Here is a 17,536-nt window from a genome sequence, read left to right as displayed (position 1 = left end):
AAGGGCTAATCCCGCACGGCGGGCCACCGTAATACTCCAGCGCCCAATACACGCCGCAGTATTCCGGTGGCCCGCTCGCACCGCCCTCCGGGCAGTTCCGCGGCAGTTACGGCTTGACGGAAAGTCCGACGGCGTCGGTGGCCACTTTGCCGTGGGCATTCTGGAATATGGCGCGCACCTGCAGTCCGGCCTGTTCCGGGACTGCAGTGAACTCCAGAGTGGACCGGTAGCTGCCCTCGTCCGTCCGCCGGGTGGCAGGTTGGGTCCCCGTCCGCTCCCAGGTGGTGCCGCCGTCGGACGATACCTCCCATACCGCCACCGGCCCGGGTGTTCCGGTGGCGGTGGCAGTGAAAGTGGCCGTCTTGCCAGCTTTGACGGCCGCAGCCTTGGGCTGTTTCTGGACTGCCGGAAGTTCCACGCCCTGGTCGAACTCCGGCCAACCGTCCACCCAATTGATCTTCTGCAGGCCGAGCGTGGGGAAGTAGGGGATGTCCTCGTTGGAGCCGTCGTAGTAGTGGAAGGCCAGGTAGTCGCCAAAGACCGACTGTCCACCTGGTCCGGTGATGGCTCCATGCGAATCGAGCACCACCGACCCGCCGCCGCCGAACATGTCGCGGCCCTCCTTGTCCAGATAGGGGCCCTTCACCGAGGTGGAACGGCCTACCGCCACTTTGTAAGTGGAGTCGGCGCCGCGGCAGCAGGAGTCGAAGGAGACAAACAGGTAGTAGTACCCGTCGTGTTCAGTGATGTACGGCGCTTCGACGGGGTTGCCGGGCATAAAGCGGTCCGCGATGTTCACGGTTTGCGCCTGCCAGCCCTCCACCGGCTTGCCGGTAGGCCACTCGAGCGGGACCAGGAAGATGCCGTACCAGAACGATCCGATCGCCATGTAGGGCTTGCCGTCGGCGTCTTCGATGATCCCGGCGTCGATCGCGTTGAACGTCTTGCCGGGGTTGTTCGGGTCAAGGCCGGTGGCCGGGGAGGAGACCACCAACCCCTGGTCCACCCATTCATAGTCGGGATCGCTCGGGTCCAGGGTGGTGTTGGTGGCCAGTGCCGTCAGGGAGTTGTTCCCGCCAAAGCGCGACGCCGAGTAGTACAGGTAGTAGGTGCCGTCATGTTCGGTGATTTCCGGCGCCCAGAGGTTGCCTGGGAGCTCGCCGTCAGAGAAATGCTCATCGATCCAGGCTGGAATCCGGTCCCAGACCGTGCCGGTGTACTCCCACGTGGTTCCTTCATCGTGCGAAGACCAGATTTGGATGGTTCCGCCGTTCTCCCGGTTCAGGAGCCCGGTGGAGTACACGTACCAGGTGCCGTCGTCGGCGATGATCAGGGCGGGATCGTGGATGGGGGAGGTTTCGCCGACCACCGATTTGCCGCCGGGGAGATCGGCGGGCAGCTCCTGGCTGGCCTTTGCCTTGATGGCCGTTGCCTGGATGGCCGGGGCATCCCAGGCCGGTGCGGCGATACTGTTCGTTGCTGGCTGGGCAGGGGCTGACGCTGTGGCTGGAGGCAATGCCAACGCCCCGAGGGCGAGGCCTGTGACCGCCGCCAATCCAGCGGCGCGCACAGCCCAAGAACGTGACTTCGTCATCACGTGGTCCTTCCGAAAGGTTTGTCCGGGAATGGGGTTATGGCGTCGGGGATGCGCCGAGGCCGGATTTATTGCAACGTTGTAACGAAGAATATTCCACGTGTGGCCGCAGGCGTCAAGGGAGTTGGCGGCGGATGAAAAACTTATTGGGCACCACCCCTTGACGGCATCCGACAGGCTGTGTGAAGGTTTCTTACAACGTTGCAAACGAATGGCTCCGGATGCGGGTCCGCCATTGAGGACCACGGGGCAAGCTCTGCACCAGCCAATAAACTTGATCGCTCAACCCAACTCGGAAGGACTGCGTGATGATGAAGTCACGTCCCATGGCCGCTACCCTGGCGCTCTTTACCGCCGCCGGCCTGATGCTCGGCGGATGCTCCGCCCCCACCGGTGGGGACACCGGCGAAAAGAAGCTGACCTTCATGTTCCGCGGGGGTGAGGACGAGAAGAAGGCCTACGAAAAGGCCGTTCAGCAGTTTGAAACGGAGAACGGCGTGGACGTGGACATCATCGTCACCACTGCCGACCAGTACGCCACCAAACTGAAGGCCGCCATCGCCGGCAAGCAGGTTCCGGACGTGTTCTACATCGGCCCCGGCGACGTCCAGGCCTACGTGCAGAACGGCATCGTCAAGGACATCACCGAATACGTGGAGGGTTCGGACACGATCGACCTGGACAACATCTGGGAATACGGCGTGGACAGCTACCGCTACGACGGGAAGCGAGTGGGTGAGGGCTCCATCTACGCCCTTCCCAAGGATGTTGGGCCGTTCTCCTTTGGCTACAACAAGACCATGCTGGAAAAGGCAGGCATTCCCCTGCCGGACAAGGACAAGCCCTACACCTTCGATGAGTTCGTTGCGGCTGCCAAGAAACTCACCGCGGACACCAATGGTGATGGCACCCTGGACCAGTGGGGCACCGGCCTGAACGTCCAGTGGAACCTGCAGCCGTTCGTGTGGTCCAACGGCGGCGACTGGCTCAACGAAGACCGCACCAAGGTCACCGTGGACACTCCGGAATTCGCCCAGTCCCTCCAATGGTTCGCCGACCTGCAGAACGTCCACGGCGTGACGCCCTCTGTGGCCGAAGCGCAGACCCTGGACACCTACCAGCGCTGGATGAAGGGCGAAATCGGGTTCTTCCCCATCGCCCCCTGGGACCTCTCCACTTACCAGAAGCTGGACTTCGACTGGGACGTGATCCCCTACCCGGCGGGTGAATCCGGCAAGACCGCCAGCTGGATCGGCACGCTCGGCATCGCGGTCTCCGAAAGCACCAAGCACCCCGAGGACGCCGTCAAGCTCGTCGAATTCCTGACGGCCAACAAGGAAGCACAGCAGAGCCTGGTGGACGCCGGGATCCAGATCCCCAATCTGAAGGACATGGCGGAGACCTGGGCTGCGGATACCACCACCAAGCCCGCCAACAAGGCCGAGTTCCTTGAGATCGTCAAGGACTACGGCCGCGCCCTCCCGGGCGGCAACACCTACAACGCCGAGTGGTACGACGAACTGTTCACCAACATCCAGCCCGTGCTGGACGGAAAGCAGACCGCCGCGGACTACCTGAAGGAAGCCCAGCCCAGGATGCAGGAATTCCTGGACGCCGCCAACCAGCAAGCCGGCAACTAGCCAGACAGACCGGGTGCCGCGGCCCTGCCCGAACGGGGCCGCGGCACCTTATCCACCAGCCTTTGCGTGCCGCTTGGCGCGCCACCCATCAAGAATCAAAGAGGATCCAGCGATGACAACCATCACGCGCCCGCGACGCTCGCGGCTTCACCGGAAGGAACACCAGGCCGCCCTGCTCTTTGTTGCCATACCGGTGATCGGGTTCCTCCTCTTTACGCTCTTCCCGCTGCTGTTCTCCGTCTACGCGTCCTTCACCAACTGGAACGGCATCTCCGCCCCGGTCTTCAAGGGCCTGGACAACTACACCAAGATGTTCGGGGACCGCTACTTCCTGAAGTCGCTCTGGAACACGCTGTTCATGATGATCGGGATCCCCATCGGCCTGGTCATCTCGCTGGCCCTGGCATTGGCCATGAACCGCAAGATGCGCGGGACCACGTTCTTCCGCACCGTCTACTACCTGCCCGTGATCTCCTCGATTGCCGCCGTCGCCATCCTTTGGCAGTGGGCTTTCAACGGCGACTTCGGCCTGATCAACCAGGGCCTGGGCCTGATCGGCATTGACGGGCCCAACTGGCTGCAGGACACGGGCACGGTGAAGCCCGCGCTGATCATCATGGCCGTCTGGAAGGGGCTGGGGTATTCCATGCTGCTGTACCTGGCTGCGCTGCAGTCGGTGCCGCGCTACCTCTATGAGGCGGCAGCCCTCGACGGCGCCTCCGCCTGGCAGCAGTTCCGCCACATCACTATCCCGATGGTTCGTCCGGTCACGTTCTTCCTGATCGTCACGTCCATCATCGGCGGCTCGCAGATCTTCGTGGAGATCAACATCATGACCCCCACCGGCGGCCCCGAGTTCGAGTCCGCTTCCATCGTTTGGTACATCTGGCAAAAGGCGTTCGACAACCTCCAGATGGGCTACGCCTCGGCCATGTCCGTGGTCCTGGGACTTCTGGTGTTCATCATTACCTTCATCCAGTTCCGGCTCAACCGCCGCAACCAGTTTTCGATCGATTGAGGCAGGCAGCCATGTCCGCACAGAACGTCATCAGCACCCCTCCGCTGGAACCCACCGAAGCCATCCCGGCTACCGGCGGACGCGGCCGCTCCGGCCTGCCGGCCAGGAACGGCCACCGCTCGGCCAAGTCGACACTGAAGCTCGGCAACATCATCACCACGCTCATCCTGTCCGTGGGCGCGATCATCATGATTGCCCCGCTGGCCTGGACTTTCTCCACGTCCCTGAAGACCAAGGACGGCGTGTTCGAACTGCCGCCGCAGTGGATTCCGGACCCGTTCGTGTGGGAAAACTACGCCCGGATCTGGACCGCCGGGCCGCTCCTGAGCGGGATCCAGAACAGCCTGATCGTTGCCTGTTCAGTCACCATCGTTGGCTCGCTGACCTCCGCGCTGGCAGCGTTTGCCTTCGCCAAAATGCGGATGCCCTTCAAGAACGTCCTGTTCCTCGGGCTGCTGTCCGGCCTGATGATCCCGTTCCCCACGCTGATGATCCCGCAGTTCACCATCTTCGCCGGCATAGGCTGGGTGGACACCCTGCTGCCGCTGATCGTGCCGGGACTCTTTGGCAACATCATCATGATCTTCTTCCTGCGCCAGTTCCTGAACAGCGTCCCGGACTCCATCGTGGAAGCCGCCCGCATCGACGGCGCCTCCTACCTGCAGATCTTCTGGACGCTGATCATGCCCGCCATCCGGCCCGCGCTGGCCGCGCAGTTCATCCTCTGGTTCATGGCTGTGTGGAACGACTACCTGGCGCCCATCATCTACCTGAACTCCCCTGGCACGCAGACCCTGCAGCTGGTCATCGCCAACTTCAACGCCCAGTACGCCATCCAGACCGACTACCCCTTGATCATGGCCGCCTCGTTCATAGCGCTGCTGCCCGTGCTGATCGTCTTCATTGTGTTCCAGCGCCAGATCATCGAATCCATCGCCCTGTCCGGGTCCAAGGGCTAGCGCCATGGCCACCGCAGATCTCACCAGTGCTGACGCCCCCGCCTTCGATTCCGCAGCAGACCCTGCCTCCTGGGGGGCCCGGCACGCCCACGACCCCACCGTGGTCCGCGACGATGACGGCACCTACTACATGTTCTCCACTGATTCCGTGGCCAACTCGAAAGATATTCCAGCCGGAGTACATGTCCGGACGTCCGCGGACCTGGCGGAGTGGACATATGCCGGAACCGCGTTGAATGGCGTTCCGAGGCCCGCTGCCGAATGGTCCCAAGCGCAGGGACTCTGGGCGCCTGAGGTGGTCCGCTGGGAGTCCGGGGACTGGCACATGTACTACTCCGCCTCCACCTTCGGCTCCAATACGTCCGCCATCGGGCTGGCTGTAGCGCCGTCACCGGCTGGCCCCTGGCAGGACCGCGGCCTCGTGGTGGCCACCCGCTCGGGGCAGCACTCCCAGAATGCCATCGATGCCGCAGTGACGTTCGACGCCGACGGCGCCCCCTGGCTGACGTACGGTTCATTCTTCTCGGGGATTTACATCCTGCCGCTGGACCGGACCTCCGGACTGCCGCTGGTGAAGGCGGACCTCGGATCCGTCATCGCCCGCAGGCCGAAGTCCGTCGAAGGCGCAGTAGAAGGTGCGTTCATCCTCCGCAGGCCCGAGGATGGCCGGTACGTCCTTTTCGCGTCCTACGATTCGTTGTTCAGTACCTACAACGTGCGGGTGGCCGTGGCAGACTCCATCACTGGCCCATACCGTGACTTCCATGGCCTCGCCATGACGGATGTGGACGCGCTGCCGGCGTCCGTGGGCACCAAGGTGTTGGGCAGCCACCAGTTCGACGGCGGCACGGGCTGGCTTGCCCCTGGCCACAACTCGGTACTCACGCAGGACGGCCCGGGCGGGGGCCCGGAATACTTCATGGTCCACCACGTTCGGTTCGCGGCCGACCCCAGCGAGCATGTGGTGCAGTTGCGGCGCCTATTCTTCAACTTCGCGGGCTGGCCGGTAGTCTCGCCGCAGCCGTTCGCCGGCCGGGAGACCGAGACGTTGCCCGTGCCGGAGCCTGTGGCGGGCACTTGGCAGGTGCTCCGGTTCGATCCGGGGTCAACGGCACTTGTCCCTGCCGTCGCCGCCGAACTGGCCAGCGTTGTTCCCCTCGTCTCGGGCGGGACACCAACTCCCGCCCGATTGCTTATCGCCGGGGTGCAGGACGGATCAGGGCGGGCTGTTGAACTTGATGCTGTGGTGTTCGGGTCCTGGGACTGGGCCCGTAACCGCCCGGCATTGTCCTTTAGCGGAATCGACCAACACGGCGTGGCCTGGAGCGGAACCAAGGGCGGCGCGTCATGAACGACGTTCCGTTGGGGTGGGCCGGACGGGTGATGCAGTGGCTTGCCTTCGCCACCCGCCTGGTGCTGGTCAACGTGCTGTTTGTGGCCGGGACGCTCGCCGGGCTGATGGTGTTCGGCCTCTTTCCGGCCGCCGTTGCCGCCACTACCGTCCTGGGCCGCCTGCGCCTGGGCGGAAAAGATGACGACAGCCAGGGTGGTCACGTGGTCCGGGACTTCGTGACCGTATACCGCTCGCAGTTCTGGCACACAAACCGGGTGGGCAGCATTTTCTGGCTGGCCGGCGTCGTGCTTTACCTTAATGTCCTGACCGCCGGAACAGCGACGGCGTCCGCGGGCGCCAATGGGACTTTGCTGGTTCATGCTGTCCTGCTGGTACTTGCTGCCCTGGCCGGCCTGGGCACCCTGGCTGCAGCCGCAACGTCGGTGGCCCTGTGCAGCCGCTACCGCGACTCCGTCACCAGCGTGTGGCGGACGGCGCTCGTCCTGCCCCTTGTCTCGCCCCTGATGAGCCTGTCGCTGCTGGCCACCATGACGGCCGCCGTCGTCGTCTTCTCCGCAGTGCCGGTGCTGGTGCCGTTGGTGGGGGCATCCCTTCCGCTGCTCCTATCGGGCTGGTTGGTGGGGCGCCGGCTGGCGGCGTTCGAAGCGGCGGAGACAGTCGCGGCCGCCGGACAAACCGAACCCGCACAGGCCATCACGCCGGCCGCCGCCTGAGAATCCCAAGTTCGCCCTTAGAAACGTCAACCCCCCGTTTTTACAACGTTATACAGAACAGGAAAGAACCGTGACCATCACCTCCGCTGCTGCTGAACAGACCCACTTGGCTGTTGTGGCGCCCACCGTCATCACCATCGACCGGTCCGCCGTCGTTGCCCCGGTCAGCCGCCGTATCTTCGGCTCCTTCGTGGAACACCTGGGCCGCTGTGTGTACGACGGCATCTACGAGCCCGGCCACCCCACGGCCAACGAGGACGGCTTCCGGCTGGACGTCATCGAACTCGTCAAGGAGCTCGGCTCCAGCACCATCCGCTACCCCGGCGGCAACTTCGTCTCCGGTTACCGCTGGGAGGACGGCGTGGGTCCGCGCGAGGAGCGACCGGTCCGGCGCGACCTCGCCTGGCACTCCCTGGAGTCCAACCAGGTGGGCCTGGACGAGTTCGCTCGCTGGTGCAAGCTCACCGGCTCCGAACTGATGATGGCCGTCAACCTGGGCACCCGCGGCATCGAAGCTGCCCTTGACCTGCTGGAATACACCAACCACCCGTCCGGCACGGCCCTCAGCGACCAGCGCATCGCCAACGGTGCCAAGGACCCCTACAACATCCGCATGTGGTGCCTGGGCAACGAGATGGACGGGCCGTGGCAGATCGGCCACATGTCGGCCGAGGATTATGGCAAGATCGCTGCCCGCACCGCGTCCGCCATGAAAACGGCGGACAAGAACCTCGAGCTGGTGGTGTGCGGCTCGTCAGGATCCTCCATGCCGACGTTCGGCGAATGGGAACGCGTGGTCCTGGAGCACAGCTACGACTACGTGGACTACATCTCCTGCCACGCCTACTACCAGGAGCGCAACGGCGACCTCGGCTCCTACCTCGCCTCCTCGCTGGACATGCAGTACTTCATCGAAACCGTGGTGGCCACGGCGGACCACGTCAAGCACAAGCTGAAGAGCAAAAAGACCATCCAGCTCTCTTTCGACGAGTGGAACATCTGGTACCTGGACGAGCACCAGGCCTCCGACGAGGTCAACGAGGAATGGACCCACGCGCCGCGCCAGCTGGAGGACACCTACTCCGTGGCCGACGCCGTGGTGTTCGGCAACCTGCTGATCACCCTGCTGAAGAACCACGACCGCGTGGCAGCGGCTTCCCTTGCGCAGCTGGTCAACGTCATTGCCCCCATCATGACCGAACCGGGGGGCGACACCTGGCGCCAGACCACGTTCTTCCCCTTCTCCGTCACCTCCCGGCTGGCCCGCGGCGAGGTCCTGCGCCCGCGCATCGAGGCCGGCACCTACACGACGGCGGTCTACGGCGAGGCTCCGTTGGTGGACGCCGTAGCCACGGCCGACGCCAGCCAGTCGGCTCTCTTCCTGGTAAACCGCAGCCAGACCGAGTCCATCGACGTAACCGTCAACGTCTCGGACCTCAACGCCACGGTGATCACCGAAGCCGTGACCCTGCATGATGCGGACGTCTACGCCAAGAACACCCTCCAGGACCAGAACCGCGTTGGCCTGAAGCAGCTCCAGGGCGCCGTCCTTGAGGAGGGCACGCTGACGGTGACCCTGCCGCCCGTGTCCTGGTCCGCCGTCGCGCTTGGCTGACGTGCTTTCCGAGCCGAGTGATTCCGCTGCCGGCCGCCCAGCTGTTCGATTCACAGCGCGGCGGCTGGCAGCGGTGCTGGCCGCCGTCGTAGTCCTTGTCCTGACGGCCTGCGGCACCTCTCCGGGCGCGGCGCCTGAGGTGAAGCCCGCCGAACTCACCGGCGACCTCTTCACCCACGACCCCGCGCTGGTCAAAGGCGGGGACGGCGAGCCGTGGTTCATCTACTCCACCGGCAACGGGCAAGTGGCGGACGGCAACATCCAGATCCGGCGCTCCGATGACGGCGTGGAGTGGGAGTACGCCGGCGAGGTCTGGCAGGAGAAGCCAGCCTGGCTGGCCACTGCGGTCCCCGGCGTGGACAACCTGTGGGCGCCGGAACTCTATGAACACGACGGCACCTGGTACCTGTATTACTCGGCGTCCACGTTTGGAAAGAACCTGTCCGTGATCGCGCTGGCCACGAACACCACGCTGGATCCGGCCGACCCCGCGTACGAGTGGGTGGACCGCGGGCAGGTTATCTCCTCCAAGGGGGAGCGTTTCAACGCCATTGACCCCGGCATCGTGGAAGACGAAAACGGGACGCCCTTCATGGCTTTTGGATCCTTCTGGACCGGACTTCAGCTGGTGCAGCTCGAATGGCCTACCGGCCTGCGCGCCGATGCCGCGGATCCGATAACGATCGCCGACCGGAAGGTCCCGCCGAACGCCATCGAAGCGCCCTACATCCTGCCGCATGATGGCCAGTACTACCTGTTCTTCTCCCGGGACTTCTGCTGCCAGGGCCTGGAAAGCACGTATAACATCGCGGTGGGACGTTCGGACAGCATTATCGGCCCCTATGTGGATGCGGAGGGCAAGGAACTGCTCGACGGCGGCGGGACCCCTGTGTTGGCCACAGATGGCGGGCGCGTGGGGCCGGGCGGCCAGTCCGTTTCCGGGGGCATTCTCGCCTTCCACTACTACGCCGAGGAGCTGGACGGGGCGTTCCGGCTGGGGCTGGCCGATCTTGAGTGGAAGGACGGGTGGCCCAAGGCGAGCTAAGATCCGCGTGCGTTCCTGCCCGGTTGCTTTCGCCCGAAGCAGCTGAATCAGGCCGCGCCACGGCGTGTCGCGCGTGGAAAGCGCTTCACCGGCGGGGCCGCCAAAAGCAACTGGGCAGGAGCGTACAGCCGGGGGTCATGGACGAGCTGTTCCAGGCCTGCCCACCTACGCCCGGCTTGCGCCCGCCGTCGATTCGCGGGCCACAATCCGGAACGCCGTCTCGATCTCCCGTGGCGGCATGCCGTTCGGTTCCTTGATCCGCTCCATCAACATCCGGATGGCGGTCTCGGCGATTTCCGTACGGCCGGGATCGACGGTACTCAACGTCGGCAGGCTGTACCGGGTTTCGTCCAGGTCATCGAAACCGATCACGGCGACGTCGTCCGGGACACGGAAGCCCGCCTCCTGCAGGACGCGGACGGCACCTTGGGCCAGGGTGTCGTTGAGACCAAAGACGGCATCAAAGGAGGCGCCGCGGTCCAACAGGTCATGCATGGCGGCCGCGCCATTGGACCGGTGCCAGTCCACCACGTAGGCCACGATTCCGTCGTCGTATGGAATGCCCCGGGCCTCGAGGGCATCCCGGTAGCCCCGCAGCCGGAGGCCAGCAGAGCCGATCACTTCCCCCTCGTGGGCCCCCACGACAGCGATCCGCTTCTTTCCTAGGTCCAGCAGGTGTTCGGTGGCAGCCCGGGCGGCGGTGACATTCTGCATGGTGACGTGGTCGGACGCGCTGCCGAAGATGCGCTCGCCGAGCAGGACAATCGGCACCTCGGCCTTGATCAGGTGCGCGTCCTCCTGGCCGAGGGCGAGCGGGCTGAAAATGAGGCCATCGGACATCTTGAGCCGGGGGCTGGCCATCACTTCAAGCTCGCGCTTCCGGTCTGCGCCGGTCTGTTCTATCAACACCACCAGGCCGTGCTTCGCTGCGGCTTCGATGACGGCGTCGGCCAGTTCGGCGAAGTAGGGCAGGCTCAGCTGGGGCAGTGCCAGGGTGATGGCGCCGGTCTGCCCCGAGCGGAGGCTGCGTGCTGTGAGGTTGGGCCGGTAGCCGAGTTCTTCAATGGCCTTTTCAACCCTGGCGCGCGTAGTATCCCGGACGTGTGGGTGGTTGTTGATCACGTTGGAGACGGTCTTGAAGGACACCCCTGCCACACGGGCCACGTCGTGCAGCGTTGCCGCCATCCTGCCTCCCCCGGGTGTTGTTCTGGGCCACGCGGCCCATCACGGATAGTTTACAACGTTGCATCGCCTAAGCGGCCCCTTCCCTGCGTTGCTCTATCACTTCCGGTTCCTAACAGGCATGTTTGGCAGCCATGAGTGACAGAGCAACGCGGAATGTTTAGCGCCGCTTCCGCTTGGAGCGCTGCTCCTCCCGCCGCTCGGAGGTGTCTCGCTCCGCGGAGCGTTGCGATTTCCCGGCCACCACTACCTTCTGGTGCCACTCGCGCTGATACGCCCGACGGGCTGCGGCGTCGGTGCGCCGGGCCAGGGCGGCGAGTTCGCGCTGGAGTTTCCCGTAGCTATGCCAGCGCCGTTCGTCCAGCGTCCCGTCCGCCAGGGCAGCCTGCACGGCGCAGCCCGGTTCGCGGTGGTGGGCGCAGTCCGAAAACCGGCAACGGCTGGCCAGCTCCTCCACGTCGCCGAACATTTCGCCCAGGCCTTCATCGGCGTCGAACAGTCCGAATCCCCGGACGCCCGGGGTGTCCATGAGGACGCCGCCATTGGGCAGCGGCACGAGTTCACGTGATGTGGTGGTGTGCTTGCCCTTGAAGTCGCCGGAGCGGACCTCGCCGGTGTGCTGCACTTGGTGGCCCACAAGGGCATTGATGAGGGTGGACTTGCCAGCGCCCGACGGGCCCAGGAGGACCAGCGTGCCGTGCGGCGGCAGGTGCGCCAGGAGCGCGTCGATCCCATCGCCGTTCTCGGCCGACGTGGTGACCACGTCCACGCCGGCCGCCTGCAGGATGACCTTGCCGACGACGTCGTCCGCCACGTCCGCGAGATCGGCTTTGGTGATGATCACCAGCGGAACCGCGCCGGAATCCCAGGCAGCCACGAGGGTGCGTTCCAGGCGGTTGTGGGTAAGCGGCCGGTCCACGGGGACCACCACGCCCACCACGTCCATGTTCGCGGCGAGCACCTGCGCCTCCGAGGAGTCTTCAAAGGCGCGCTTGCGGCTGAGTTCGGACCGGCGCGGAAGGATCCCGGTGATCTGGCGGTCGCCGGCCCGGTTGGGTCCGATCCACACCCAGTCGCCCGTGACCGGCACGCCGGCGTCGAGCGGGTAGGGCAGGTGGAGCAGTTCGCTTCCGACGGCCGTGAGGACCAGGTTGCGGTCCACACGGACCACCCGTCCGGGTTCGTGGTCATGCTGGGTTTCGGGGTCGTGGGAGTCGAAATACTGGGCGATGGAAGGGGAGTAGCCGTAACGTCCGGGTCCGTCGTGGCTGGAGTCCTGGCTGGAGTCGTGGCTGGAAAGGGATGCGGCAAAGCTGTGCAGGCTGGTGCCTGACGAATTGTTCAAGGTGAGTCCTCGGGAGAAGTCCCCAGGCACCTGGGTGGGCGGCAGTCCTGCGGCCGGAACCTGTGGTGCGCGCCTAGGCGGTGCGGAGGCGGGGGAGCGGGGTGATTGGTTTGATGGGTGCGGGGCGCCCTGGGCGCGCGGCTGTGACAGTCATCAAAACCACCTCCGTTCTCTACCGGTGTCCGGATTCCTTCACGGACTCTCGGTTGTTGAGTGTAGCCCGGTGCTGGTTGTGTTGGGTAGGGGGAGACCGACAGGTCGCCAATCTATTGACGGTCCGTGTGATGCAGGCTACAGTTGACCCAGTTATACGAATAACTACCTCATTACCTAAGGCCCGAGGAGGTGCCCATGGCTGGATCACGGCCCAAGTCAGGACCGACGATGCATGACGTCGCGGCCGCCGCGGGAGTTTCACAGGCAACTGTGTCCCTGGTGCTGAACTCGGCTGCCGGGTCACGCTTTTCCGAGGATACCCAGAAGCGCGTACGGGATGCCGTGCGCCGGCTCGGCTACCGCACCAACGCCCATGCCAAGGTTCTCCGTGAGGGTGTGGCCGGCATGATCGGGTTCATCGGTGACTCCGTGGCTACCACTCCTTTTGCCGGAGCCATCATCGAAGGTGCCCAGCAGCGGGCATGGGAGGACGGGCTCCTCCTGCTTACGGTGAATACCGGGGGCGACAAGGAGCTCGAGGCTGCTTCCCTGGACACGATGCTCTCCTACAAGGTTGCAGGAGTGGTCTACGCCGCCATGTATCACCGGCGGCTGGATGTCCCGGAGGTGCTGGCTGATGTTCGATCCGTAGTGCTGAACTCCCAGGACCGTGCTGGACGGGTCCCGAGTGTCGCACCGGACGAAGTCAAGGGCGGATATGCGGCCACCAGCCGGCTGCTCAAAGCTGGTCACACCCACGTGGGGATGATCAATATCGAAACCCTCGAAAGTGGGCTGCCTGCTGCTGTTGGCCGATATGAGGGATACTGCGCGGCACTTATGGACGCGGGGCTGGACGTTGATCCGGGCCTGGTCCGGTTCGGTCAGGGCGGTGAGGTGCATGGCTACAAATACGCGATGGAGCTGCTCACTTCCCAAAACCCGCCCACAGCGATTTTCTGCGCCAATGACCGCGGCGCCTGGGGTGCCTACCAGGCGGTGTCGGACCTGCGCCTATCTGTCCCCGGGGACGTCTCTATAGTCGGGTTTGACAACCAGACGACCATCGCGCCGCACCTTCGCCCGGGATTGACCACCTTTGAATTGCCGTTCGTCGCCATGGGCCGTCGTGCGGTTGATCTGATACTCCAGGATGCGGAACCCGACGGCCGGGTCGAGCTAATGGACTGCCCTCTGATTGAACGGAATTCAGTGACTCATCCTAAGGAGATGCCATGAGCCGCACCATCCCGGCCCGACGCGGGCGTCCTGTTGCGGCACCGTTGCCGCAACGAAAAAATTCTCTTTCGCTCCGCCTGAAGAGGATTTCCCGTGCCTGGCAGTTATACGTATTACTTGCCCCGGCGATCGTCTATATCCTGGTCTTCAAGTACTGGCCGATGTACGGCGTTCAGATCGCATTCAAGAACTACAACCCGGTGGACGGGTTCACCGACAGCCCCTGGGTGGGCCTGACGCACTTCATCAGGTTCATGAACTCCTACCAGTTCGGCCAGGTCGTAGGTAACACGTTGTGGATCGCAGTTCTCGGCCTGCTGGTGGCCTTCCCGATCCCGATCATCCTCGCGTTGCTGGTCAACCAGCTCCAGAGCGAGAGGTTTAAGAAGTTCACCCAGACAGTGCTGTATTCGCCTGCTTTCATCTCCACCGTCGTGGTGGTGGGCATCATGTTCGTGGTCCTCTCGCCCAGGTCTGGTCTCGTGAACAATGCGATCCAACTCGGCGGCGGTGAACCGATCTTCTTCATGGGCTCCGCAGAGTGGTTCCGCCCCATCTACGTCATCTCGGATGTCTGGCAGAACGCCGGCTTCTCCATGATCGTGTACCTTGCGGCATTGGCCGCCATCGACCCGGCACTGCATGATGCGGCCAAGGTCGACGGCGCCTCGAAGCTGCAGCGCATCCGGCACATCGACCTGCCGGGCATCATGCCGGTGGTGACGATCCTGTTCATCCTGGCCATCGGAAACCTGCTTAACGTCGGTTTCGAAAAGGCGCTGCTGATGCAGACGCCGCTGAACCTCTCGACCTCGGAGATCATCCAGACCTACGTCTACCACGCGGGCCTGCAGCAGGCGCAGTTCAGCTACTCGGCCGCCATCGGCCTGTTCAACTCCCTCCTTAACCTGGCGCTGCTGCTCGTGTTCAACACGATTGCGCGCCGGGCCAACCAAGCGACCCTGTGGTGAGGCCGACATGTCCCTGATAACCAACCCCCCGACCATCGAGAACCCGAAACGGACCATGAGCGTGGTCCGTCCCAAGCAGTCGCTGAGGGACAGGTACGGCGACCGTGCGTTCAACGTCGCCGCCACTACCGTCCTGCTGCTGTCCATCCTCGCCGTCGTGTATCCGCTGTACTTCATCGTCATCGCCTCCATCAGCGACCCGAACGCCGTCTATGAAGGCAAGGTCTGGCTGTTCCCCTCCGGCGTGACCACCGAGGGCTACGAACGGATCTTCGCCGACAGCCGCATCTGGAACGGCCTGGGCAACACAGTCATCTACACCGTGCTCGGCACCGCTGTCAGCGTCAGCACCATCCTGTGCGGGGCCTACGCACTCTCCCGCAAGGACATGCCGGGCCGGAAGTTTCTGATGCTCCTGTTCGTGATCACCATGTTCTTCGACGGCGGCCTCATCACCAAGTACCTTGTGGTCCGGGACCTGGGGATGCTGGACACTGTTTGGGCAGTGGTCCTGCCCGGTGCGGTGGGCGTGTGGAACCTGATCATCGCCAGGTCATTCTTCGAACACACCATCCCCAACGAACTGCGCGAAGCCGCCCAGATGGACGGGGCCACCGACTTCAAGTTCTTCTTCCAGATGGTGCTGCCCCTGTCCAAACCACTGATCATGCTCATGATCATGGTTCACGTCGTAGCCCAGTGGAACTCGTTCTTCGACGCACTGATCTTCCTCAATGACGACTCCAAGTACCCGCTACAGCTGGTGCTCCGGAACATCCTCATCCAATCCGATGTCTCCTCCGCCGGAACCACCGGCGGCGACATCGAATCCTATGCGGCAGCGCAACGGATCGCAGAGCTCACCAAGTACGCCATGATCGTCGTCTCGAGCCTGCCCCTCATGATTGCCCTGCCATTCATGCAGAAGCACTTCACCAAGGGCGCCATGATCGGCGCCGTCAAATAACCGCACCGCCCACCAGTAACCCCCAGATGCAGTATCCCCACCTCAGAATAGGAAAGACCATGGCATTCAGCCGCAAATTCGCCGCCCTCGGCACCGTCCTGGCCGGAACATTGATGTTCACCGGCTGCTCCGGCGGCTCAGGCACCACGGAGATCAAAGACGCCTCCTCGGACTTCGGTTTCCAGGAAACAGGCTTCCCGATCGTCAGCAAGACACTGGACCTCACGTTCTCCGGCACGAAGTCAGCGCTTGCCCCGGACTACAACACCATGACCGTGGTGAAGGAATGGGAAAAGGCCACCAACGTCCACGTCAACTGGGAGAACCTGCCCGAAACAGTCTTCAAGGAAAAGAAGAACCTGATCCTCGCCAGCGGTGACCTCCCCGACGCCTTCTTCAACTCGGGGCTGACCGATTCTGAAATAGCCACCTACTCCGCCAGCGGCACCCTCATCCCACTCGAGGGGCTTATCGAGAAGAACGCGCCCAACCTCTCCAAACTGCTCTCGGAACGGCCCGATATCAAGGCTGCCATCACCTCTTCCGACGGGCACATCTACTCCCTGCCCTCCATCGAGGAACTCGGCCTGGTCCAGTTCCCCAACGAACTGGCCATCAACACTACCTGGCTGAAGAAACTCAACATTCCGATGCCGAAAACCATCGATGAGTTCCACGATGCTCTGCTGGCATTCAAGACCCAGGACGCGTCCGGCACCGGCAAGACCATCCCGTTGAGCTTTATGCCCGGCTCCTGGTGCGGGGACATCGTTGACCTGATCGCCGCCCTCGGCGGAGTGCCGGACAACATGGACCACCGCATCGTCCAGGACGACAAGGTCATCTTCACCCCCACCCAGGACGGCTACAAGAAAGCCATCCAGACCCTGCACGAGTGGTACAAGGAAGGTTTGATCGATCCTGAGTCCTTCTCCCAGGACGACAAGGCCTACCTGGCTAAGGGCAAGGCCGCCACGGAAAACCTCGGTTCCTTCGTCTGGTGGGAAATTCCCGAAATGGTCGGCGCGGACCGCGCCAACAGCTACTCCCTGGTCCCCGCCCTTGAGGGTGTCGACGGAAAGCGCCTGGTCAGCCAGTCCAACAACCAGGAAATAGCACGCGGCGCCTTCGCCATCACGCGGACCAACAAATACCCGGCCGCGACCATGCGCTGGGCAGACAACCTGTATGACCCCATCCAGTCAGCCCAGGCCAACTGGGGACCGATCGGTGAAACCCTGCAAAAGGACGCCAGTGGCATCCTGACCCAGATCCCCGCCCCGGCAGGGACCAGCGAGGGCGAACGGCGCCAAAAGGTCGCCCCGGGCGGCCCGAAAGCCAACACCGCAGAGAACTTCAAGAACGTCGTGGCCCCTGAGCCGAGGGCAGCCCAGCGCCAGAAAACCGTAGAAGAGAATTACAAGCCCTTCGCCGCCAACGACGGATACCCGCCCGTGGCGCTGTCCACCGAAGAACTCCAGCAGATCGGCACCATCGAATCGGACGCCGCGTCCCTGGTCAAGCAGAACATGGCCAAGTGGATCGTCTCCGGCGGCATCGAGCAGGAATGGGACGGCTACATCTCCCAGCTCGAGAACATCGGCGTCGACAAAATGATCGAGGTCTACCAGCAGGGCTACGACCGCTACAAGACCAACTCCTAACACCGACAAACGGGTGGGCCGGCACACCTGCCGGCCCACCCCACCCGGGGAAACCCCGCCAGTTTCCCAGCCAG

Annotated in this window: 14 protein-coding genes; 11 read left to right on the top strand and 3 right to left on the bottom strand. The window is 63.8% G+C overall.

Annotation, left to right across the window (positions count from 1 at the left end):
- Positions 1-106: 106 nt before the first annotated feature.
- Complete coding sequence (locus ACFC25_RS08670; protein ID WP_376044800.1) at positions 107-1,594, bottom strand: arabinan endo-1,5-alpha-L-arabinosidase; 1,488 nt, start codon at positions 1,592-1,594, stop codon at positions 107-109.
- A 308-nt stretch (positions 1,595-1,902) separates the two neighbouring features.
- Between ACFC25_RS08670 and ACFC25_RS08665 the strand changes: the two genes are divergently transcribed.
- From ACFC25_RS08665 to ACFC25_RS08635, 7 genes are all read left to right on the top strand, one after another.
- Complete coding sequence (locus ACFC25_RS08665) at positions 1,903-3,234, top strand: sugar ABC transporter substrate-binding protein (protein ID WP_337345254.1); 1,332 nt, start codon at positions 1,903-1,905, stop codon at positions 3,232-3,234.
- Between the two features lie 112 nt (positions 3,235-3,346).
- Positions 3,347-4,252 carry a sugar ABC transporter permease gene (locus ACFC25_RS08660; RefSeq protein ID WP_337345255.1) on the top strand — a complete coding sequence of 302 codons (906 nt, stop codon included), beginning with the start codon at positions 3,347-3,349 and terminating at the stop codon, positions 4,250-4,252.
- 11 nt (positions 4,253-4,263) lie between these two features.
- The gene (locus ACFC25_RS08655) at positions 4,264-5,211 is read left to right on the top strand and encodes a carbohydrate ABC transporter permease (protein ID WP_337350528.1); all 948 of its coding nucleotides are present in this window, start codon (positions 4,264-4,266) and stop codon (positions 5,209-5,211) included.
- A gap of 4 nt (positions 5,212-5,215) precedes the next feature.
- Positions 5,216-6,562, top strand: coding sequence for an arabinan endo-1,5-alpha-L-arabinosidase (locus ACFC25_RS08650; protein ID WP_376044799.1), 1,347 nt, complete (start codon positions 5,216-5,218; stop codon positions 6,560-6,562).
- Positions 6,559-7,278 carry a YesL family protein gene (locus tag ACFC25_RS08645; RefSeq protein WP_376044798.1) on the top strand — a complete coding sequence of 240 codons (720 nt, stop codon included), beginning with the start codon at positions 6,559-6,561 and terminating at the stop codon, positions 7,276-7,278. The genes ACFC25_RS08650 and ACFC25_RS08645 overlap by 4 nt, the downstream gene beginning before the upstream one ends.
- Positions 7,279-7,348: 70 nt before the next feature.
- The gene (locus ACFC25_RS08640) at positions 7,349-8,893 is read left to right on the top strand and encodes an alpha-N-arabinofuranosidase (protein ID WP_376044797.1); all 1,545 of its coding nucleotides are present in this window, start codon (positions 7,349-7,351) and stop codon (positions 8,891-8,893) included.
- Between the two features lies 1 nt (position 8,894).
- Entirely contained in the window at positions 8,895-9,938 is a 1,044-nt protein-coding gene (locus tag ACFC25_RS08635; protein WP_376044900.1) for an arabinan endo-1,5-alpha-L-arabinosidase, read from the top strand.
- A 165-nt stretch (positions 9,939-10,103) separates the two neighbouring features.
- Here the strand turns inward: ACFC25_RS08635 and ACFC25_RS08630 are convergent, their stop codons facing one another.
- Complete coding sequence (locus ACFC25_RS08630; RefSeq protein ID WP_376044796.1) at positions 10,104-11,123, bottom strand: LacI family DNA-binding transcriptional regulator; 1,020 nt, start codon at positions 11,121-11,123, stop codon at positions 10,104-10,106.
- Between the two features lie 157 nt (positions 11,124-11,280).
- Positions 11,281-12,465, bottom strand: a complete 1,185-nt coding sequence (gene rsgA, locus ACFC25_RS08625; protein ID WP_376044795.1) for a ribosome small subunit-dependent GTPase A — start codon at positions 12,463-12,465, stop codon at positions 11,281-11,283.
- Between the two features lie 351 nt (positions 12,466-12,816).
- On the opposite strand from rsgA, the gene ACFC25_RS08620 reads away from it, so the two are divergent.
- Genes ACFC25_RS08620 through ACFC25_RS08605 form a run of 4 tightly spaced genes read left to right on the top strand, consistent with a single transcriptional unit; the run spans position 12,817 to position 17,462 of the window.
- Positions 12,817-13,860 (top strand): LacI family DNA-binding transcriptional regulator, encoded by a 1,044-nt coding sequence (locus tag ACFC25_RS08620; protein ID WP_376044794.1) that lies wholly within the window; start codon positions 12,817-12,819, stop codon positions 13,858-13,860.
- Positions 13,857-14,831 (top strand): ABC transporter permease subunit, encoded by a 975-nt coding sequence (locus tag ACFC25_RS08615; RefSeq protein ID WP_337345261.1) that lies wholly within the window; start codon positions 13,857-13,859, stop codon positions 14,829-14,831. The genes ACFC25_RS08620 and ACFC25_RS08615 overlap by 4 nt, the downstream gene beginning before the upstream one ends.
- Positions 14,832-14,838: 7 nt before the next feature.
- Positions 14,839-15,798 carry a carbohydrate ABC transporter permease gene (locus ACFC25_RS08610; protein WP_376044793.1) on the top strand — a complete coding sequence of 320 codons (960 nt, stop codon included), beginning with the start codon at positions 14,839-14,841 and terminating at the stop codon, positions 15,796-15,798.
- 59 nt (positions 15,799-15,857) lie between these two features.
- Entirely contained in the window at positions 15,858-17,462 is a 1,605-nt protein-coding gene (locus ACFC25_RS08605; protein ID WP_376044792.1) for an ABC transporter substrate-binding protein, read from the top strand.
- The last annotated feature ends 74 nt before the right edge of the window (positions 17,463-17,536 follow it).

This window comes from Pseudarthrobacter sp. NPDC055928, from assembly GCF_042270935.1.
In the GTDB taxonomy this organism is placed as follows: domain Bacteria; phylum Actinomycetota; class Actinomycetes; order Actinomycetales; family Micrococcaceae; genus Arthrobacter.
This window is presented reverse-complemented; position numbering and strand designations above follow the sequence as displayed.